Source organism: Methylosinus sp. is20ea (genome assembly GCF_059718135.1).
This window is the reverse complement of record NZ_AP046088.1, coordinates 1,529,173-1,548,874: the sequence shown is the minus strand read 5'-3', so window position 1 is coordinate 1,548,874 and position 19,702 is coordinate 1,529,173. Positions and strand designations below refer to the sequence as shown.

Here is a 19,702-nt window from a genome sequence, read left to right as displayed (position 1 = left end):
CAGAAATTCATCGTCCGGTCCGCGCCCGGGAGCGAGTTCATCCTCCCGGGCGATGTTCTTTCAAAAGAACATTCCATTTGACATAACGAACGATTCCCATGAGCCTATAGGCTCCGAAAGAGGCGCGCGGCGCGTCCCGCGGAAATTTCGATATGGGTGCGGAAATGTCGGACATTGCATTGTCTTCCGCCGAAAAGCGGCCATTTCGTCTGACCGAGGACGGATCATCCGTCGTGGTCGGTCTCCTTTTCTTCGCCTTGGCGCTCGCCGGCGTCGCCGGTCTCGATCTGCTCGGTTGGGCGGCGACGACCTCCGTCTGGGTCGATCCCGCAAAGGCGCTCTCGGCAGTGTCGAAGAGCTATGCGGAACTCAATGGCGCGTTCGCTCTGGTCGCGACCTTTTTCGCTCTGCTCGCCACTTTGAGCGCGGCGGTCTGGGCGACGGGCGGCGATGTGAAACGTTTCGCGCTCGCCTTCGTCATCGTCTTCGTCATCGCCTATGCGAGCTGGTTCATCGGCTCCTACGCGCATCTCGCGGCGGTGACGCCGGCCGATTACGCCAAATTCGGCATAGATTGGTCGCTGAAGCTCACCAATGAGGGCGGCTTCGTCGTCGCTCTGCTCGCCGGCCTCGTCATCGCCAATTTGTTTCCGAAATTCGCCGAATGGCTGAAGGAGGCGATCAGGCCGGAACTCTATATCAAGATCGCCATCGTCATTCTCGGCGGCTTCGTCGCGGCGACGGCTGCCAGCAAGCTGACGCTCGCGTCGTCGCTGCTGCTGCGCGGCGTCGCGGCGATCATCGAGGCCTATCTCATCTATTGGGCGGTGGTTTATTTCGTCGCGCGCAAATATTTCGGCTTCTCGCGCGAATGGGCGGCGCCGCTCGCCTCGGGAATCTCGATCTGCGGCGTCTCGGCGGCGATCGCGACCGGCGGCGCCATTCGCGCGCGGCCGCAGATTCCGGTCATCGTCTCCTCGCTCGTGGTCATTTTCGCGGTGGTGGAAGTGCTGGTCCTTCCCTTCTTCGCGCAGACTTTCCTCTCGCATGAGCCGCTCGTCGCGGCGGCCTGGCTCGGCCTCGCGGTGAAGACCGATGGCGCCGCCATCGCCGCCGGCGGCATAGCCGAAGGGCTGCTGCTCTCCCAGGCCGCGGCCGAGGGCGTGAAATACGAGGCCGGCTGGATTCTCTCGACGACGACGACGGTGAAAGTCTTCATCGACGTGTTCATCGGCATATGGGCCTTCGTGCTCGCCTATATTTGGACCAATCACATCGATCGCGAGAAGGGCGAGCGCGCCAAGCTCTCCGAGATCTGGGAGCGCTTTCCGAAATTCATCCTCGGATTCATTGTCACTTTCGCTATCGTTCTCGCCTTGGCGCTCGGCGGCGGGCTCACGCAGCGACTGACGCCGGCGCTCGCCGAGGCCAACACCTTCCGCGTCATCTTCTTCATCCTTACCTTCTTCTCGATCGGCGTGCTCTCGAACTTCCGCAAGCTGTGGGATGACGGCGTCGCGCGCTTGGCCGCGGTCTATCTCGTGAGCCTGTTCGGTTTCGTGATCTGGGTGGGACTGCTCATTTCCTGGATTTTCTTCGCGGGCGTGAAACCGCCGCTGGCCGGCTGATCGAGAGGAGGAGCTATCATGACCGAACCGACGATCGAGGACGAAGCCGCGCAGCGCTTCAACGAACCGCTGCTGCCGATCGAAAAGAAACTGATCGGCTGGAGTCTCGGAATCGGCGTCGCGGCGCTCGTCGCCCTCGCCGCGCTCAATCACTTCGTTCCGCTCTGAGCGGATTCCACGCCTGAGAAGAGGAGGCCGAAAATGTCAGACGCCTATATCATCGAGCTCGGCGAGGAAGCGGTCGGCGTAATCGCCCGCGACGCCAACGGCTATCGCTTCTATGCGGCGAAACAATCGTTCCGCCCGCTGGAAGGACGTCTGTTCCATTCGGCCGAAAATGCGCGCAATGCGGCGCTCGAATTGCGCCGCGAAGCGCCGCCGATGCTCTCGGCGTTGACATCTCTCGGCCTTTCCGAGCGGCGCGGTCGCGCGTGATCCGCGCTTTGCGGAGTGAAATCGCAGCCGCGTTTTGGAGTCCCGGTCGGGCCTTCGGCCCGACCGGGAACGACAAGGGTTTTCGTCGCGAGGGTTTTCGTCGCGAGGAGCGCGGCGACTATTCGCGGCCGACGCTCAGATAGGTGAAGCCGCGTTTGCGAATGTCGGCGGCGCGATAAATGTTGCGCAGATCGACGATCACCGGCGTCTTCAGCAGCGATTTGACGCGGTCGAAGTCGAGCGCGCGGAACGCGTCCCATTCGGTGACGATGACCAGAGCGTCGGCGCCTTCCGCCGTCGCATAGGGGTCGTCGCAGAAGGTCACTTCCGGCATCAGCGGCTTCGCCTGGCTCATGCTCTCGGGATCATAGGCGTAGACCTTGGCGCCGTCGCCGGCGAGCGAGGCCACGATGGCGAGCGAAGGCGCGTCGCGCATGTCATCGGTGTTGGGCTTGAAGGCGAGGCCGAGCAGGCCGATCTTCTTGCCGCGCACCGAGCCGCCCAGCGCCGCGATCACCTTGCGGGCCATGGCGCGCTTGCGCGAATCATTCACCGCGACGACCGTCTCGACGATGCGCAGCGGCGCGCTGTAATCTTGGCCGGTCTTCAGCAGAGCGAGCGTGTCCTTGGGGAAGCAGGAGCCGCCATAGCCCGGCCCCGCGTGCAAAAATTTGCCGCCGATGCGCTTGTCGAGGCCGATGCCGCGCGCGACGTCCTGAACATCGGCGCCGACCTTCTCGCAGAGATCGGCGATCTCGTTGATGAAGGTGATCTTGGTGGCGAGAAAAGCGTTGGCCGCATATTTGGTGAGCTCGGAGGTGCGGCGGCCGACGAAGACCAGCGGCGGCTCGTTGAGGCTGAGCGGCCGATAGATTTCCGCCATCACCTCGCGCGCGCGCTCGTCCTCTATGCCGATGACGACGCGGTCGGGACGCTTGAAATCCTCGATCGCCGCGCCTTCGCGCAGAAACTCCGGATTGGAGACGACGGCGAAATCCGCTTTCGGGTTGGCCTCGCGGATGAGGCGCTCGACCTCGTCGCCCGTGCCGACCGGAACGGTGGACTTGTTGACGATGACGGTGAAGCGGTCCAGCGCCCGGCCGATCGTCTCGGCGGCGGCGTAGACATAGGAGAGGTCCGCATGGCCGTCGCCGCGGCGCGAGGGCGTGCCCACCGCGATGAAGACGGCGTCGGCGCCGCGCACGGCGGGGCCGAGATCGGTGGTGAAGAACAGGCGATTTTGTCGCACATTGGTGGCCACGAGCTCGTCGAGGCCGGGCTCGTAGATGGGGATTTCGCCGCGCAGCAGCCGCTCGATCTTGGAAGCGTCGCTGTCGACGCAGGTCACGACATGGCCGAAATCGGCGAAGCAGGCGCCGGATACGAGGCCGACATAGCCCGATCCAATCATCGTAATGTTCATCGTCTCTGGTCTCTCGTTCGGTCCAAAGGATTGTCAATGCAACGAATTTATTTCGTCGCCATGACAAAATCGCAGTTCCGGGCGTCGGTGTCGCCCGCGGGTCGGCCGGTTCTAACCCCCGACCCCGAAGGCGGCCAAAGCGGCCATATTGACGATATCGGCGTCGGTCGCGCCCAATTGAACGATTTGGATCGGCTTGTCGAGCCCGACGATCAATGGACCCAGCACCGTCGCCCCGCCCAGCTCCTGCAGCATTTTGGTGGAGATGGACGCCGAGTGAAAGGCCGGCATGATCAGCACATTGGCGGTGTCGCTGAGGCGCGAGAACGGGTAGGCCGCCATGGCATGTCGGCTGAGCGCCACGTCGGCCGCCATCTCGCCCTCATATTCGAAATCGACGCGCCGCGAATCGAGCACGCGCACCGCGTCATGGACGCGGGCCGTGCGCTCGCCCGGCGGATAGCCGAAGGTCGAGAAGGCCAGCATGGCGACGCGCGGCTCGAGGCCGATGCGCCGCGCGACGCCCGCCGCCTCGATCGCTATGTCGGCGAGATCGGCGGCCTCGGGCATTTCGGTGATCGCGGTGTCGGCGACGACGACGATGCGCCCATGCGCCAGCACCAGCGAGGCGCCGATGAGCCTGTGCCCGGGCTTCTGATCGACGACATGGCGCACATCCTCCAGCGCATTGGAGAAATTGCGGGTGACGCCGGTCACCATCGCGTCGGCGTCGCCCTGCGCCACCATGGCCGCGGCGAAATGATTGCGGTCGGTGTTGATGAGGCGCTGACAGTCGCGGAACAGAAAGCCCTTGCGCTGCAGGCGCTCGAACAGAAATTGCGCATAGACGCCATTGCGCGAGGAGAGCTTGGCGTTATGCACCTCGATCTGATCGCCGAGCTCCAATCCGGCGTTGCGCGCCGTTTCCGCCACGCGCTCCTCGCGGCCGACGAGGATCGGCCGCCCCAGCCCCTGCGCGACAAAGGAGAGCGCGGCGCGAATGACCTGCTCCTCCTCGCCCTCGGCGAAGACGACGCGCTTGGGATCGCGCCGCACGCGATCATAGATCGTATGCATGAGGCCGGCGATCGGATCGCGCCGCGCCGAGAGCTCGGCGCGATAGGCGTTCATATCGACGATGGGATGCCGCGCGACGCCGGAATCCATCGCCGCCCGCGCCACCGCCGGCGGCACGATGGAAATGAGCCGCGGATCGAAGGGCGCGGGGATGAGATAGTCGCGGCCGAAACGCGGTCGTGCGCCCTGATAGGCGTTGGCGACCTCATCCGGCACATCCTCGCGCGCGAGCTCGGCGAGGGCTTGCGCTGCGGCGATCTTCATTTCCATATTGATGGTCTTGGCGCGCACGTCGAGCGCGCCGCGGAAGATGTAAGGGAAGCCGAGGACATTGTTGATCTGGTTCGGATAGTCCGAGCGCCCCGTGGCGACGATGGCGTCCGGCCGCGCGGCGAGCGCTTCCTCCGGCGTGATCTCGGGGTCTGGATTCGCCATTGCGAAAATGATCGGATCGGGCGCCATCGTCTTCAGCATATCGGGCGTCAGCGCGCCTTTCACGGAGAGGCCGAAGAAAATGTCGGCGCCGTCCAGCGCCTCGGCGAGGGTGCGCGCGCTGGTGTCGACCGCATGCGCGCTCTTCCACTGATTCATGCCTTCGACGCGGCCGCGATAGACGACGCCCTTGGTGTCGCAGAGCGTGACATTCTGCGCCGCGAAGCCCATGGCCTTGGCGAGATCGAGACAGGCGATGCCCGCGGCTCCCGCGCCATTGCAGACGAGCCGCGTGTCCTTGATGTCGCGGCCGGTGAGATGCAGCGCGTTGAGCAGGCCCGCGGTGGAGATGATCGCCGTGCCGTGCTGATCATCGTGGAAGACGGGAATGTCCATCAATTCGCGCAGGCGCTCCTCGATGATGAAACATTCCGGCGCTTTGATATCCTCGAGATTTATGCCGCCGAAGGAGGGGCCGAGATAGCGCACGGCGGCGATGAAGGCCTCGACCTCCTGCGTGTCGATCTCGAGGTCGATGGAGTCGATATCGGCGAAGCGCTTGAACAGCGTCGCCTTGCCTTCCATCACCGGCTTGGCGGCGAGGGCGCCGAGATTGCCGAGGCCGAGGACGGCCGTGCCATTGGTGATGACGGCGACGAGATTGCCTTTGACTGTGTAGTCATAGGCCAGCGAGGGGTCGGCGGCGATCGCCAGCACGGGGGCGGCGACGCCGGGCGAATAGGCGAGCGACAGATCGCGCTGCGTCGCCATGGGTTTGGTGGGCACGACGGCAATTTTGCCGGGGCGACCGCGTGAGTGGTAGAGCAGAGCCTCCTTGTCGGTGAAGACAGGACGTTCGCGTTTTTGAGGCATGTCGGCCATGTCCTTGTTCTTCCTCCTCCGAGTTGTCGGGGATCCTGACAATGTTTCGGTTCGAATTGCGGCGGCTTCGCGTCGGATTTCGGATGAACGCGACCTCGCAATCGATCCCAGTGGCTGGCCGTGAGGCGTGTGGGATGCCCCGCACTGGATTTTGCCAGAATGAGATGGCATATTGTTTAATTGATTGTATATATATACGAAAAGGGTTTTCGCATGATCGCTTCTGGATTTCTGGAACGTTTATTCAAGAAGCGTGCATTGTGGACCATCGCTTTGTATATTATCGACAATAAAAGAGACATTTTTGGATTAGATAAACTCGAGCCGTTCGCATTCGTTGGCGAGCGAGGCGTCAGAGTGTCGAGAAAATATCAATCGACTGTCGCAGACCCGTTTCTATTCGATCATGAAGGCAAGGTATATCTTTTTTATGAAGTAAAAACTGATTTCGATATTGGAGAAATACATGCGAAATCAATTGATTCTGAGGGCCATGTCGCAGATTATGGTTCGATTATAAAAGAAGATTTTCATATGTCGTATCCTCAGGTGTTCGATCATGGCGGTCGAATTTGGATGATTCCCGAAACGGCGGCCAGCGGCAAGGTATGGCTATATGGTTGCAACAAATTTCCAGACAAATGGGAACGAAAGCAAATATTAATCGACGAAGAAATCGTTGACGCTTCTGTCATAATAAATAATGATGGTATTTACCTTCTCGGCACCGACAGGGCTGGTTCTTTAAGACTATTTCATGCAGGCGACCTCAATGAATGCTTTGTAGATACCGGAGTCGTCGTCACGAATGACAAGAGTATTTCGAGAAACGCCGGGCGTCCATTGTCGATCGACGGAAATTTGTATCGCTTCGCTCAAAACTGTAAAAACGCATATGGTGAATGTATACATGTTCTCAACATAGAAAAAATAGATAAAAAAGAATTTTCAGAGGAGCTTGTCGTTGATGGATTGTTTAAAAATAAGCCTGAATGGATGGCGCTTGGATACCATCATATAAGCTTAGCGCCTATCAATGACAAATACATCGTTGCCATAGATGGAATGAGGCCGGATAAATTTATAAATACTATGACACTCGCTTATTTTAAGCTGTTCGGAGCAAATTCATGAACGATATTTCATTTCGAGAAATTTTTATCGAAGACGAATTGTGCTTACAAGAGCGTATATCTGTATTAATCTCAGAGGAGCTTGGTGGGAAGCGTGATTTTGATACTATAAAACGCGCCATTAATTACGAGTCAGGGGGCACAAAAATTGTTGGTGCGTTTCATAGAGATGAGTTAGTAAGCATAAATATTTTTATCGGCATGGAGTTCTATTTTAATGACACGATCGTGCTTGGATATCAATCCGCATTCAGCGCTACGAGCGGAGCGCACCGAGGGAAAGGCTTCTGGCCGAAGCTTATGAATTTTAGTGACATGTATCTCTCGGATCATGGCGCCTCTTTTATATTTGGATATCCTAATAATGTTTCATACCCTATTTTTGTAAAAAAACTCGGATTCACGTCAATTAATATGTATAAATTCAAGATATTATGCCTGCCTATGTCGGGGCGCTTCAATTTTGATATCGAGAGGGCAAGTAAAATTAAAAATAATTCAAAAGGCGTTTTGCGACCGAGCTCCGCCAAAAATATCTCATGGAAGCGGCAGGCAAATGATATTGATGTCATAGAGACCTATTCATTCAAAGAATCTTTAGCCTGGGGAAAAAAACGAACTACGAACATTCGTGGAATAAAATTTAAGTTCTTAGATATTGGCGGTATCGATCTTAGAAATCCAGAAGATATTCAAAGTCTAATAGAGTTATCTGCAAAATCATCAGGTGTAAAATTCGTGTATATGTCTGTCAACGAGGAAAACGAGTGCTTTCCATTTTTTAGATTGCGACATTCCGGATTTTCTCCAGTAATTATAAAATCACTCACTGCTTCTTTAGATCCCGCCGATTACCGGCTGAATTTTTTCGGGGGTATGTGCGATACCTATTAGAGCGCTTTCTGCTCGCACGGAATCGTTCGAGCGATCAGAATTTACTCTATAGCGTTTCCAGCCGAAGCGGACGCCGGTTCGGCGCCGGAAACGCGTCAAAAAGAAACAGGGAAAGACTCTCGGGTCAGGACCCAACCGCTTATGGAAAACCGCTTCTCGCCATTTTTCGATCGCAACCGGAACGGCGTCGCGCGAATGTTCCTCCGCCGGAAGGATGTCCACCGCGTCGCGACCAGATACGATCGCAACGCCGCGAACGTCCTCGCCACCATTTGCATCGTCGTCATCGTCGGCTATTGGTTATGAGTCCGGCCCCTGGTTTCCACTTTCTCTTCACCGAAAAGCGCGCCATTTTGCGCCTCGCACGTCAATAGAGAGAAGCGGACACTATGATGAACGCGATCTATTGGGACCCTCTGATTCCCAATGCTGGAAGAACAATTAGACTGGTTTGCGAGGCGTCCTGGAGACCGAGGCGGGGCCGGCTCGACGGCGGCAGATTCGACTTTGGGATCATGCCGCGGAGGTTCCGCGGCGTCGACGAAGGCTGTGCGCGGTGAAACTCGTCGTCGGCGAGGCGCGCGAGGAGCTGCTGGCCGTCTTTCGACGAAGACCCATGCCCATGGCGCTTTGAGCTTCTCGGCCTTTATGTCTATGTGAGCGCGAAGACGCGAACAGCGCCGAGGACGAGACTTTGCAGCCGCCGCCCGCCCGCCCCACGCCGATGATGGCGCAATATATAGAGATCAAATCGGCCAATCCCGATTGCCTGCTCTTCTATCGCATGGGCGATTTCTACGAGCTGTTCTTCGAGGACGCCGAGACCGCCTCGCGCGCGCTCGGCATCATGCTGACGAAGCGCGGCAAGCACCTCGGCGAAGACATTCCCATGTGCGGCGTGCCGGTGGAGCGCGCCGATGATTATCTGCAAAAGCTCATCTCGCTCGGCCATCGAGTCGCCGTCTGCGAGCAGATGGAGAACCCCGCCGAAGCGCGCAAGCGCGGCAATAAATCCGTCGTCAAACGCGACGTCGTGCGTCTCGTCACGCCCGGCACTATCACCGAGGAGCAGCTTCTCGATCCCGGCCGTCCCAATGCTTTCGTCGCGCTGGCGCGGCTGCGCGCGGGCGACGGAGGCTGGCGCTACGGCCTCGCCTGCGTCGATATCTCGACCGGCGCCTTCGATGTCGCCGAGGTCGGCGAGGCGGAACTCGTGGGCGAATTGGCGCGGCTCGAGCCGCGCGAGATCGTCGCAGTCGAGGCGCTCTGCGCCGATGCGGGGCTCACCTCGCAGCTCGCCCATCTCGACGCGCCACTGACGCCGTTCGGCCGCGACGCCGGCGGCGGCGAGAGCGCGGCGCGGCGGCTCAAGGATTTCTTCGCCGTCGCGACGCTCGAGGGATTCGGCGCGCTCGGCGAGGCGGAGATCGCGGCGGCGGCCGCGGCCATCCTCTATGTCGAGCGCACGCAAAAGGGAAAACGTCCGGCGCTGCGGCGGCCCTCGAGCCTGCGCCGCAGCGCGACGCTGGAGATAGACGCGGCGACGCGCGTGAACCTCGAGTTGACGCGCACGCTGAAGGGCGAGCGCGACGGCTCGCTGCTGGCGACGATCGACATGACCGCGACGCCCGCCGGCGCGCGCCTGCTCGCCGAGCGCATCGCCGCGCCTGCGACAGAGCCGGCGCTGATCGCGCAGCGGCTCGACGCCGTCTCCTTCTTCGTCACGGAGCCGGAGCTGCGCGCGCGGCTGCGCGCCATTCTCGCCCGCGCGCCGGATGTGGCGCGGGCGCTCTCGCGTCTGTCGCTCCAGCGCGGGGGCCCACGCGATCTCGGCAATATTCGCGCGGCGCTCGTCGCGGCGCGGGAGATCGTCGCTCTCTTTTCCACACGCGAGGCGGCGGCGCTGGTCGCGCAGGAGATCGCCGAGCTCGCCGTCTGCGACGGCGAATTGGAGCACGCCATAGCAGCGCGGCTCGCGGCCGATCCGCCGCTCGACAAGCGCGCCGGAAATTTCATCGCGCCAGGCTTCGACGCCGAGCTGGACGAGGCGCGCGCGCTGCGCGACGAGAGCCGCCGCGTCATCGCCTCACTGCAGCAGCGCTATGTCGAGCTGGCCGAGACCAAGCAGCTCAAGATCAAGCACAATAATTTTCTCGGCTTCTTCATCGAGGTTCCGCAGGCGCAGGGCGAGAAGCTGCTGCGTCCGCCTTTCGACACTGTGTTCACCCATCGCCAGACAATGCAGGACGCCATGCGCTTCTCGACGCGCGATCTGGCGGAGCTGGAGGCGAAGATCGCCTCCGCCGCCGATCGCGCGCAGGAGCGCGAGCTGGCGCTGTTCGAGGAATTGGCGGGCGCGGTTCTCGCGCGCGCGCAAGAGCTGCAAAGATTGGCGCAAGCATTCGCCGCGCTCGATGTCTTCGCGGCGCTCGGCGCGCTGGCGGCAAAGCGCGATTGGACGCGCCCGCATGTCGATTCCTCGCTCGATTTCGAGATCGTCGGCGGGCGTCATCCCGTCGTCGAGGCGTCGCTGGAAGCGCAGGGAAAACTCTTCGCGGCCAATGATTGCGATCTCGGCGACGCGCGCGCGGGCAAGATCGCCGTCGTCACCGGGCCGAACATGGCCGGCAAATCCACCTATCTGCGGCAGAATGCGCTCATCGCCATTCTCGCTCAGGCGGGCTCTTTCGTTCCGGCGAGGAGCGCGCGGCTCGGCGCCGTCGATCGCTTGTTCTCGCGCGTCGGCGCGGCGGATGATCTGGCGCGCGGGCGCTCCACCTTCATGGTGGAGATGGTGGAGACGGCGGCCATATTGAATTGCGCCGGCCCGCGCTCGCTGGTCATTCTCGACGAGATCGGGCGCGGCACGGCGACATTCGACGGGCTCTCCATCGCCTGGGCGACGATCGAGCATCTGCACGAGGTCAATCGCGCGCGCGCGCTGTTCGCGACGCATTTCCACGAGCTGACGCAATTGACGAAGCGCATGGGACGGCTCGTCAATCTCACCATGAAGGTGAAGGACCACGCCGGCGAGGTGGTGTTTCTGCACGAGGTGGCGAAGGGCGCGGCCGATCGCTCCTATGGCGTGCATGTCGCCGAGCTCGCGGGGCTTCCGGCGAGCGTGGTGGCGCGGGCGCATGCGATTCTCGCGGAGCTGGAGGCCGCGGATCGGCGCGTGCCGGTGACCAGGCTCATCGACGATCTGCCGCTCTTCGCGCATGTCGCGGCTCATATCACGACCTGCGCGCCGCCGAAGGACGAATTGCGTGAGGCGTTGGCGGCGATCGATCCCGACGCGCTCACGCCGCGAGAGGCGCTCGCCGCGCTCTATGAGCTGAAGGCGAAGGCCGGCGGGCGCTGAGCGCGCGTCTCGTGGTCTGCTTCATCGAAGCTGAAGGGAGACATGCGTTTCCAACGCCGAATCGGCGCCCGCTTCCGCCGGAGTCGCTCTAGTCTCACGCATAGGCGGCGTAGGCGGCGTTCGCCTGCGACGTGGTCGAGGCGCTGTCGAGCTTCGCGCCGCCGAGCGTGAGATCGCGCAGGCTGGCGAGCAGCGCGTCGATCTGGGCGTAAGGGTCCTGCCCCGTTCCCGTGTCGGTTTCCGAAGCGTCGACATCCGCGGCGCGGGGGGCGGCCTGCGTGTTCTGCGTATTGCTCGCGGCGACCTCGGGAGACGTCGGCCGCCGCTCGACGCTCGATACTGCGGGGACGTTGTAAGAGAGGCTGGAAAGGGCCAGTGACAAGACCATGCTCCCGTCTGTCGGTTTTTCGAGACGAGAAACGTCTTAGACGACGGGATTTAACGTCCGTAGCGGAAGGTCTACGCAATTTTACCTATTCGTGGCCTCGCGCCGTCAGCGGCCGATCACCTGCACGCCGGGCGCAAAGCGCAGCGCCTCGCCCACCGTGGTCGCCTGAATGTCGTCCATGAATTTGCGCGACACGATGGTCACGTTGCCGGGGACGTCCATCACATGGCGTTTCTCGCCGCCGGGGGTGGTGACATAGGGGACGTAATAGCCGTCTTCCGCGGGTGGGGCGGGGGCGCGTTTCGCCTTTTGAGACGAGGCGGCGAGCGCGGTCGTCGAGATCAGCGCCAAAGCGACGCCGGCCAGAATTCGAACAAGGCGCATGATGATTTCTCCTCGCGGTCGTTCGAGACGCTCGCGCATTTCTATCATGAACGCCGGACTCTCCGAAGAGCTCTGCCGCACGGAGGATCGCTTTGCGCCGCCGGTCCGCTCCCCGGTCGCGCCCGACAGGCGATGGCCGTCATTGTCGGTTTGGCTCGCCTGGAAAAAATTATGGCTCGGGCGACGCGTCGGCGCGATCGTGTCGCGAGTGGCGGGGCTCGGCCACAGGTCGCGGCGACGCGGCCCGAGCTCCAATGGGTGCTCGACGAGCGATCTCGCGCCGTCGAGGCGGAGGCCGGGCGCGCCGAAAGCGAGCTTGCGTGAGCGCTGGTCTCGGATCCGCTCTCCCGCGAACCGGCGCGGCGCCGCTCAGGGCCGCGGTCGTCTCTCGGCGGATCGGGCGACGCAGGCGCCGAGCCGGCGGGCCGAAACGCGTCCTTCGTCGTCGCGTCGGTGGAATAGCGCTGCGGCGGCGCTAGAATGAGAAAGCGATTCTTTTTGGAGCCCCCTCATGCCCTATCGCGCGCCTCTCGACGATCTGCTCTTCGCCATGCGGCGGGCGGCGGGCGAGGCGGCGTTCGCGCCGGGCGGGCTCTATGCCGATCTCGATGCGGCCACCGCCGCCGCGACGCTCGGGGAGGCGGCCAAATTCGCCGAGAGCGCGCTGCTGCCGCTCGACCCGATCGGCGACCGCGCCGCCGTGACGTTCTCGGCCGGCGCGGTGGCGACCGCGCCGGGCTGGCGCGAGGCCTATGCGCTCTGGGTCGAGGGCGGCTGGAACGCGCTCGCCGCGCCGCCCGAGCATGGCGGCATGGGCTTGCCGCTGCTGCTCGCCGCCGCCTGCACGGAGATATGGAACGCCGCCAATATCTCTTTCGCGCTGTGCCCGCTGCTCGGCCAGGGCGCGATAGAGGCGATGGAGTTCCATGCGAGCGAGGCGCTGAAATCCGCCTATCTGCCGAAGATGATCTCCGGCGAATGGACGGCGACGATGAATCTCACCGAGCCGCAGGCCGGCTCCGATCTCGCCCATTTGCGCATGCGCGCCGAGCGCGCCGGCGACGGCTCCTATCGTCTGTTCGGGCAGAAGATCTTCATCACCTATGGCGAGCACGATCTTTCCGAGAATATCGTCCATATGGTGCTGGCGCGGCTTCCCGACGCGCCCGCCGGCACGCGCGGAATTTCCCTGTTTCTGGCGCCGAAATTCCTGCCGGGGCCGGACGGCGGTCCCGGCGCGCGCAATGATGTCCGCTGCGTCGGCGTCGAGCATAAGCTCGGCGTCCATGGCTCGCCGACCTGCACAATGTCCTATGGCGAGGCCGGCGGCGCGGTCGCATTTCTCGTCGGCGCCGAGAATGAGGGGCTCGCCTGCATGTTCACCATGATGAACAATGCGCGGCTCTCGGTCGGGCTGCAGGGCGTCGGCCTCGCCGAGCGGGCGACGCAGACGGCGCTCGCCTATGCCCGCGAGCGCCGCCAGGGCCGCTCCGCTCGGCGCGATCCGGCGCCGATCGTCGAGCATCCAGACGTCGCCCGCATGTTGATGACGATGAAGGCGAAGACCGCCGCGGCGCGGGCGATCTGCTATCTCACGGCGGCGGCGATGGATCGCGCCCGGCGGCTCGAGGGCGCGGCGGCCGCGGCGGCGCAGGAGCGCGCCGGCCTGCTGACGCCGCTCGCCAAGGCCTATTCCACCGATATAGGAGTCGAGGTCGCCTCGCTCGGCGTGCAGGTCCATGGCGGCATGGGCTTCATAGAGGAGACCGGCGCCGCGCGATTGCTGCGCGATGTGCGCATCACGCCCATCTATGAGGGGACCAACGGCATTCAGGCCATCGATCTCGTCACCCGCAAGCTGCGCCTCTCCAAAGGCGCGGCCATGTGGCGGGAGATCGACGACATGCGCGACGACATAGACGCGCTGGCCGCGAGCAATGAGGCCGTCTTCGTCAATATCGCGCATCGCGCCGCGGCGGCGGTCGACGCGCTCGAGCGGGCGACCGATTTTCTGTCCGCCGCCGTCGATCCGCGTGGGCCGGAGGCGCTCGCCGGAGCGACGCCCTATCTGCGGCTGTTCGCGCTCGCGCGCGGCGTCACTCTGCTCGGAGCGGGCGCGCTCGCCTCGCATCGCGCGGCCGCCGCCGAGCCGGCGACGCAAAACAGAATCGTCACGGCGCGTTTCTTCGCCGATAATATCGCCGTGGCGGCGGAGGGGCTGGAGCGCGCCGTCGTCGACGGCGGCGAGTCCATCATCGCCGGACTGGCGCTGCTGTCGTCCGGCGGGGATTGAAACCAGCGGCGGAGCCCCGAGAGATGAAAGAGACGTTCATGCAGAATCGCGAGCCGAATCGCGAGATCGTCGTGCGCCGGGACGGTCCCGTCATGCGGATCGTCATCGATCGGCCAGCCAAGCGCAATGCGCTCGACAAGCCCATGTACGAGGCGATGATCGCCGCCTTCGCCCAGGCCGATGCGGATGAGGATATTCGCGCGATCGTGCTCGCCAGCTCGGGCGACGATTTCACTGCCGGCAACGACCTCGAGGATTTCCGGCGTCCGCTGGACAATCTGCAGGAGTTCCCGGCGCTGCGTTTCGTCCGCGCGCTGGCGGCGCTGCAGACGCCCATCGTCGCCGCCGTCGTCGGCGACGCGGTCGGCGTCGGCGTGACCATGCTGTTCCATTGCGATCTCGTCTACGCCTCGCATGGCGCGCGCTTCAAAATGCCTTTCGTCGATCTCGGCGTCATTCCGGAGGCGGCCTCGACGCTGCTGATCCCGCAGCGCATCGGCCTCGTGAAAGCGACCGAATTCATGCTGCTGTGCGAGAGCTTCGGGGCCAGCGAGGCGCTGCGCCTCGGCGTCGTCAACGCCGTCGCCGGCTTCGACGAGGTGGAGGGGATGGCGGTCGACGCGGCCCGTCGGCTCGCCGCCAAGCCGCGCGCCGCCCTCGCCGCGACGCGGCGGCTGCTGCGGGGCGATGCGGCGGCCGTCGCCGCGCGGCTCGAGGAGGAGGCGGCGCTATTCGCGGCGGCGCTGACGATGCGGGAGACGCGCGCCCGGCTCGAGGCTTTTTTCGCGGGCGTGAAGGAGAGCGAGAGCGGCTCGCTGATTCAGTCGTCGGACAATCGGGCGTAGTTCACCAGACGCGACGCCTTCAGCAATATGGCGCGCATTTTTTCGCCGGCGCGCGCGCAGGTCCCGGCGAGGCGGTCGAAATTCTGCGGAGCGCCGGAGCGATATTGCAGGCGAACCGCGGCGACGCTGGCGACGGCGATCGTGTCGAGCTCGGCGACATAGGCTTCGAAGCGGCGCTTGAAGTCCGGGCTCACCCTTTCATAGGCGGCGAGCGCGGAGTGCCGGCCGGGAAGCTGCGATCGCTCGAAATATTCCTTATAGGTCACCGGGCGCCAGGCCAGCAGATCGTCGATGAGCTCGGGCATGTGCGGGAGCTGCTCCAGCATCATGACGAGCTCGTTGAACAGATTGAGATAGTCATTGGCCAGTCCGGAGACCGGACTGATCAGCGGCTTGGTCGAGGAAAAAGGATTCGGCGCCCGATTGCCGTCGACTTGATCGAGCGTTGCGAATTGCGCGTCAGCCGTCATAGGAAATCCCGATATGTTGGGTTCCACTATGGGCGCCAATTGATAAGAATCTCTTTCCGCGTCTCATCGGCGATCGCGGGAATGTGCGGGATTTCCGCGGCTTCGCGGCGCCGAGAGAAGAGGAGGATCATAAGCGGATCATGTGCGGGAGATACGCCATCACCCTGCCGCCGCAGGCGGCGCGCGATTATTTCGGCTATGTCGACCAGCCGAATTTTCCGCCGCGCTACAATGTGGCGCCGACCCAGCCCGTCCCCATCGTGCGGCAGGAGCGCGATCCGCGCGGCGGCGAGGCGCGGCGGTTCCAGCTCGTCCGCTGGGGCTTTCTGCCCGGCTTCGTGAAAGATCCGGCGCGCTTTCCGCTCATTATCAACGCCCGCGCCGAGGGCGCGCCGGAAAAGCCCAGCTTTCGCGCCGCGATGAAGCGGCGCCGCTGTCTCTTCATCGCCGACGCTTATTACGAGTGGCGACGCGAGGGGGGTAAGTCCCGCGCGCGGGCGAGCCGGCCCTATCTCTTCCGCCACGCCGACGCCACGCCGCTGGCGCTCGCCGGCCTCTATGAGACATGGATCGGCAGCGACGGCAGCGAGCTCGACACCGCCTGCATCCTCACCGTCTCCGCCAATGGCGCGACGGTCGCCGTTCACGATCGCATGCCGGCGATTCTCGCGCCGAAGGATTTCGATCTCTGGTTGAGCCTCGACGAATATGCAGCCGAGGCGGCATGGCGCCTGCTCGTCTCGGCGCCCGACGACGCGCTCGAATTTTTCGAGATCGGCGCGGACGTCAATAAGGCGGCCAATGACGGACCCTGGATTCAACAGCCTCGCGCCGACCTGCTCGCCTGAGCGACCCAGAGGGCGACGCGGGCGAAAAACGCCTTGGCGGCTCGCCGGCGGGTGATATGACTCTCGGCCGTCGCTCGTTTCGACGTGAGATTTTCTCGAAGGGAGTTTTGGAATGCGTATAGGCATGCGCGCCGCCGCTGCGGCGCTCGCGATCGTTCTGACTTCGTCCGTCGGCTCGGCGAGTCTGGCCGGCCCCTATAATCCGGTTACGCATGCGGCGCAGTCGAAACTCGCCGCGCAGGGCTTCGATCCGGGAACGCTCGACGGCGTTGTCGGGGCGAAGACGACGGCGGCGATCACCGGCTTCCAGCAGAAATCGGGCCTGCCGCAGAATGGCGCGCTCGATCCCGCGACGCTCGATAAGCTCGGGGTCGGCGTCTCGACGTCGAAGCCGGTCGCTGATTGGATCGCTGTTCCGACCCAGGAGGAGATCGACAAGCTCGTCGCCGCCAAGAATAGTCCGGCCCAGCCCTACAGCAATTATGCGCCCAACGCCGCGGGCGCGGGCCTGTCGCTGCCGGGCGCGGCGATCCTCGCGGCGATGAACCAGAGCGCCGACATTTACGGCAGCCGCCGCGCCGGCGAGCCCAAGCACACGGATCAAGGCTATCAATATACGGCCGATTGCCTGAAGACGAATTACTCGCCGACCGACTGGTCGGACATTGCGATTCATTATTATTGCCAGATGTCGAAGCCGCGCGCCTGCTACACTTATGCGCTTTCCGGCAAGTCGACGCCCGCGGGATTCAAATATCAGCGTCCGGCCGCCTATCGAGGCTGCGCGGCGGGCAGACTGAAGGAGGCCGCCGATTTCGTTGCCTTCGTGCCGAAGACGCAGTCGCTGATCTTCCAATATGTGATGTTCGGCCAGACGCACGCTTTCGATCACGAGCAGGAGCAGACGATCATCAACGCCTTCTACGGCGTCAAAAATCCCGCCGACAAGGCCGAATGCAACGCCAAGCGCCCCCGCCGCACCGAGGATCCGAACGACGGCACGCATTGCCTCGTGAGCAAGATCCTATTGCCGCGCCTCGCCGGCAAGGGCGATTGAGGCATGGCGGGAGGCGGGCGAAGGCCCCCTCCCTCACCCTCCCCCGCTACGCGGGAGAGGGGGCGGCAAACGCTTCGCGAAATCCCGATGAAACGCGGAATCTTCTCCCTCTCCCGCGAAGCGGGGGAGGGCTGGGGAGGGGGCCTTTCGCGACGACTAGAGTCTTTCCCTGTTTCATGGAAACAGGGAAAGACTCTATGCTTTTGTTTTGACGCGTTTCCAACGCCGAACCGGCGTCCACTTCGGCTGGAACCGCTATAGCCGCCCGCACGCCAACTATCGGAACGCCGCGCCCTGCGTCACAGCCGTCGCGTCGCCTGCGTGAGCCATTTGCGCGTCTTGGCGTCGAGATGCGGCGACAATTCCGCCCGCACCCGCGCGTGATAGGCGTTGAGCCAGCGCGTCTCCTCGAGGCTCAAGAGCTTCGGCTCGACGAGCGCGAGATCGAAGGGCGCGAGGGTGAGTGTCTCGAAGCCGAGCATCTCGCGCTCGGCGCCTTCGATCTCGCGCTTCTCCACCACGATCAGATTCTCGAGGCGAATGCCATATTCGCCGGCGCGATAATAGCCCGGCTCGTCGGAGAGGATCATGCCCGGCTGCAAGGGCGTCGAGCCGAGCTTCGAGATGCGCTGCGGCCCCTCGTGCACAGAGAGATAGGCGCCGACGCCATGGCCTGTGCCATGGTCGAAGTCGAGCCCCGCCTCCCACAGGCTGCGGCGCGCGAAAGCGTCGAGCTGCGCGCCGCTGACGCCGACCGGAAACACCGCGCGGGCGACGCCGATATGGCCCTGCAGCACGCGCGTGAAATGCTCGCGCAATTGCTTCGACGGCCGGCCGACGCCGATGGTGCGCGTCACATCCGTGGTGCCGTCGAGATATTGCGCGCCGGAATCGACGAGATAGCAGCCGCGCGCAATGCGCAGATCGCTCGCCTCGGTCACGCGGTAATGCGGAATGGCGGCGTGCGGGCCGAAGGCGGAGATGGTCGGAAAGGAGAGATCGCGCAGCTCGCCATTCTCGCGGCGGAAGGTCTCCAGCGCCTGAGCGGCGGAGATCTCCGTGAGTCTGCCTTTGGGCGCGGTCTCGGCGAACCAGGCGAGGAAGCGCGTCAGCGCGACGCCGTCGCGTAAATGCGCGGCGCGCGCGCCATCCAGCTCTATGTCGTTCTTGACCGCCTTCAGCAGCGCGATCGGGTCCTCGCCGAGCTTTTGGCGTCCGCCCGCCGCGCGGAAGAGCTCGACGAGCTTCGCCGGCGCGGTCGCCGAATCGAACAAAATCGTCATTCCCCGCGCGCCGGCGGCGGAGAGATCGTCGACGACCTCCGCCGCCTCGCCTATGTCGGCGAGGCCCTCGAGGCTGGCCCGCGTCTTTGCCGAGAGCTTTGCGGGATCGACATAGAGAAGCGGCCGGCCCTCCTTCGGCAGAAGCGCGAAGCCGAGCGCGATGGGCGTATGCGCGACATCGGCGCCGCGCAAATTGAAGAGCCAGGCCAGCGCATGCGGATCGGAGACGAGCAGCGCATCGGCCTCGCCCAGCGCCTTGCGCACGCGCGCGATCTTGGTCTTGGCGGCGACGCCCGCGAGCCGCGGCGGATAGAGCGAGATGGCGCCGCAGGGCGGCTCGGGGCGGTCGCTCCACACCGCATCGATCGGGTTGTCGTCGAGCGCGACCAGCGTGACGCCCTTGGCCTCCAGCGCCTTGGCGTAACGCTCGATCTGCGCCGGCGTATGCACCCAAGGATCGTAGCCGATGCGCGCGCCTGCCTTCGCCTTTTCGGCGAGCCAGCGCGCGGGTGACGTCTGCGCTATGTCGAAGACGGCGACGCGCTTCGTGTCGACCTGCTCGGGCGCCTGCAGCGTATAGCGGCCGTCGACGAAGAGCGCCGCTCTGTCGGCGAGCACGACGACGACGCCGGCCGAGCCGGTGAAGCCGGTGAGCCAGGCGAGGCGCTCCGCCGATTTCGGCACATATTCGTTCTGATGCTCGTCGGCGCGGGGCGCGATGAAGCCATCGACTTTACGGCGCGCGAGCTCTGCGCGCAGGGCCGCGAGGCGCTCCGCGCTGTCCTGCGCGCTGGCGTCGTCGGCGAAGCTCTGGAATCTGCTCTCGAACATATCTCGAACCTATGCCCTTCCCCGCTGTGCGGCAA

Annotated in this window: 16 protein-coding genes; 10 read left to right on the top strand and 6 right to left on the bottom strand. The window is 63.6% G+C overall.

The window, feature by feature from the left end:
- Positions 1-233: 233 nt before the first annotated feature.
- Genes AC6IY7_RS07115 through AC6IY7_RS07105 form a run of 3 tightly spaced genes read left to right on the top strand, consistent with a single transcriptional unit; the run spans position 234 to position 2,063 of the window.
- Positions 234-1,628, top strand: coding sequence for a putative sulfate exporter family transporter (locus AC6IY7_RS07115; protein WP_497782364.1), 1,395 nt, complete (start codon positions 234-236; stop codon positions 1,626-1,628).
- An 18-nt stretch (positions 1,629-1,646) separates the two neighbouring features.
- Positions 1,647-1,796, top strand: coding sequence for a hypothetical protein (locus tag AC6IY7_RS07110; protein ID WP_497782363.1), 150 nt, complete (start codon positions 1,647-1,649; stop codon positions 1,794-1,796).
- 33 nt (positions 1,797-1,829) lie between these two features.
- Complete coding sequence (locus tag AC6IY7_RS07105) at positions 1,830-2,063, top strand: hypothetical protein (RefSeq protein ID WP_497782362.1); 234 nt, start codon at positions 1,830-1,832, stop codon at positions 2,061-2,063.
- Positions 2,064-2,181: 118 nt separating this feature from the next.
- On the opposite strand, the gene AC6IY7_RS07100 is transcribed toward AC6IY7_RS07105, so the two are convergent.
- Both AC6IY7_RS07100 and AC6IY7_RS07095 read right to left on the bottom strand, forming a co-directional pair.
- Entirely contained in the window at positions 2,182-3,486 is a 1,305-nt protein-coding gene (locus tag AC6IY7_RS07100; protein ID WP_497782361.1) for a UDP-glucose dehydrogenase family protein, read from the bottom strand.
- 111 nt (positions 3,487-3,597) lie between these two features.
- Complete coding sequence (locus AC6IY7_RS07095) at positions 3,598-5,877, bottom strand: NADP-dependent malic enzyme (RefSeq protein ID WP_497782360.1); 2,280 nt, start codon at positions 5,875-5,877, stop codon at positions 3,598-3,600.
- 213 nt (positions 5,878-6,090) lie between these two features.
- Here AC6IY7_RS07095 and AC6IY7_RS07090 point away from each other — a divergent pair, with 213 nt between their 5' ends.
- The 3 genes from AC6IY7_RS07090 to mutS all read left to right on the top strand — a co-directional run bounded on the left by AC6IY7_RS07090 (position 6,091) and on the right by mutS (position 11,268).
- A complete protein-coding gene (locus tag AC6IY7_RS07090) occupies positions 6,091-7,011 on the top strand; it encodes a glucosamine inositolphosphorylceramide transferase family protein (protein ID WP_497782359.1) in 921 nt (306 codons plus the stop codon).
- A 56-nt stretch (positions 7,012-7,067) separates the two neighbouring features.
- Positions 7,068-7,904: a GNAT family N-acetyltransferase gene (locus AC6IY7_RS07085; RefSeq protein WP_497782800.1), complete on the top strand. Its 837-nt coding sequence runs from the start codon at positions 7,068-7,070 to the stop codon at positions 7,902-7,904.
- A gap of 724 nt (positions 7,905-8,628) precedes the next feature.
- Positions 8,629-11,268 (top strand): DNA mismatch repair protein MutS, encoded by a 2,640-nt coding sequence (gene mutS / locus AC6IY7_RS07080; protein ID WP_497782799.1) that lies wholly within the window; start codon positions 8,629-8,631, stop codon positions 11,266-11,268.
- A 94-nt stretch (positions 11,269-11,362) separates the two neighbouring features.
- Here the strand turns inward: mutS and AC6IY7_RS07075 are convergent, their stop codons facing one another.
- Both AC6IY7_RS07075 and AC6IY7_RS07070 read right to left on the bottom strand, forming a co-directional pair.
- Positions 11,363-11,650: a hypothetical protein gene (locus AC6IY7_RS07075; RefSeq protein WP_497782358.1), complete on the bottom strand. Its 288-nt coding sequence runs from the start codon at positions 11,648-11,650 to the stop codon at positions 11,363-11,365.
- Positions 11,651-11,761: 111 nt separating this feature from the next.
- A complete protein-coding gene (locus AC6IY7_RS07070; RefSeq protein WP_497782357.1) occupies positions 11,762-12,040 on the bottom strand; it encodes a TonB-dependent receptor plug domain-containing protein in 279 nt (92 codons plus the stop codon).
- A gap of 511 nt (positions 12,041-12,551) precedes the next feature.
- Here AC6IY7_RS07070 and AC6IY7_RS07065 point away from each other — a divergent pair.
- Together AC6IY7_RS07065 and AC6IY7_RS07060 are read left to right on the top strand one after the other, a co-directional pair.
- Complete coding sequence (locus AC6IY7_RS07065) at positions 12,552-14,333, top strand: acyl-CoA dehydrogenase family protein (RefSeq protein ID WP_497782356.1); 1,782 nt, start codon at positions 12,552-12,554, stop codon at positions 14,331-14,333.
- A gap of 23 nt (positions 14,334-14,356) precedes the next feature.
- The gene (locus AC6IY7_RS07060) at positions 14,357-15,178 is read left to right on the top strand and encodes an enoyl-CoA hydratase-related protein (protein ID WP_497782355.1); all 822 of its coding nucleotides are present in this window, start codon (positions 14,357-14,359) and stop codon (positions 15,176-15,178) included.
- On the opposite strand, the gene AC6IY7_RS07055 is transcribed toward AC6IY7_RS07060, so the two are convergent.
- On the bottom strand, positions 15,154-15,648 hold the full coding sequence (locus AC6IY7_RS07055) for a hypothetical protein (RefSeq protein ID WP_497782354.1): 495 nt from the start codon (positions 15,646-15,648) through the stop codon (positions 15,154-15,156). The genes AC6IY7_RS07060 and AC6IY7_RS07055 overlap by 25 nt on opposite strands.
- A 140-nt stretch (positions 15,649-15,788) precedes the next feature.
- Here AC6IY7_RS07055 and AC6IY7_RS07050 point away from each other — a divergent pair, with 140 nt between their 5' ends.
- Together AC6IY7_RS07050 and AC6IY7_RS07045 are read left to right on the top strand one after the other, a co-directional pair.
- Positions 15,789-16,496: an SOS response-associated peptidase gene (locus AC6IY7_RS07050; RefSeq protein ID WP_497782353.1), complete on the top strand. Its 708-nt coding sequence runs from the start codon at positions 15,789-15,791 to the stop codon at positions 16,494-16,496.
- 112 nt (positions 16,497-16,608) lie between these two features.
- Positions 16,609-17,553, top strand: a complete 945-nt coding sequence (locus tag AC6IY7_RS07045; protein ID WP_497782352.1) for a peptidoglycan-binding domain-containing protein — start codon at positions 16,609-16,611, stop codon at positions 17,551-17,553.
- A 299-nt stretch (positions 17,554-17,852) separates the two neighbouring features.
- Here AC6IY7_RS07045 and AC6IY7_RS07040 read toward each other — a convergent pair whose 3' ends face one another.
- On the bottom strand, positions 17,853-19,667 hold the full coding sequence (locus tag AC6IY7_RS07040; RefSeq protein WP_497782351.1) for an aminopeptidase P family protein: 1,815 nt from the start codon (positions 19,665-19,667) through the stop codon (positions 17,853-17,855).
- Positions 19,668-19,702: the final 35 nt, after the last annotated feature.

What these genes read in the sequence shown, in the direction of transcription:
- AC6IY7_RS07110 (WP_497782363.1), top strand. Translation starts at nt 1,647, where the DNA reads ATGACCGAACCGACGATCGAGGACGAAGCCGCGCAGCGCTTCAACGAA.
- AC6IY7_RS07105 (WP_497782362.1), top strand. Translation starts at nt 1,830, where the DNA reads ATGTCAGACGCCTATATCATCGAGCTCGGCGAGGAAGCGGTCGGCGTA.
- AC6IY7_RS07100 (WP_497782361.1), bottom strand. Translation starts at nt 3,486, where the DNA reads ATGAACATTACGATGATTGGATCGGGCTATGTCGGCCTCGTATCCGGC.
- AC6IY7_RS07095 (WP_497782360.1), bottom strand. Translation starts at nt 5,877, where the DNA reads ATGGCCGACATGCCTCAAAAACGCGAACGTCCTGTCTTCACCGACAAG.
- AC6IY7_RS07090 (WP_497782359.1), top strand. Translation starts at nt 6,091, where the DNA reads ATGATCGCTTCTGGATTTCTGGAACGTTTATTCAAGAAGCGTGCATTG.
- mutS (WP_497782799.1), top strand. Translation starts at nt 8,629, where the DNA reads ATGATGGCGCAATATATAGAGATCAAATCGGCCAATCCCGATTGCCTG.
- AC6IY7_RS07070 (WP_497782357.1), bottom strand. Translation starts at nt 12,040, where the DNA reads ATGCGCCTTGTTCGAATTCTGGCCGGCGTCGCTTTGGCGCTGATCTCG.
- AC6IY7_RS07065 (WP_497782356.1), top strand. Translation starts at nt 12,552, where the DNA reads ATGCCCTATCGCGCGCCTCTCGACGATCTGCTCTTCGCCATGCGGCGG.
- AC6IY7_RS07060 (WP_497782355.1), top strand. Translation starts at nt 14,357, where the DNA reads ATGAAAGAGACGTTCATGCAGAATCGCGAGCCGAATCGCGAGATCGTC.
- AC6IY7_RS07055 (WP_497782354.1), bottom strand. Translation starts at nt 15,648, where the DNA reads ATGACGGCTGACGCGCAATTCGCAACGCTCGATCAAGTCGACGGCAAT.
- AC6IY7_RS07050 (WP_497782353.1), top strand. Translation starts at nt 15,789, where the DNA reads ATGTGCGGGAGATACGCCATCACCCTGCCGCCGCAGGCGGCGCGCGAT.
- AC6IY7_RS07045 (WP_497782352.1), top strand. Translation starts at nt 16,609, where the DNA reads ATGCGTATAGGCATGCGCGCCGCCGCTGCGGCGCTCGCGATCGTTCTG.
- AC6IY7_RS07040 (WP_497782351.1), bottom strand. Translation starts at nt 19,667, where the DNA reads ATGTTCGAGAGCAGATTCCAGAGCTTCGCCGACGACGCCAGCGCGCAG.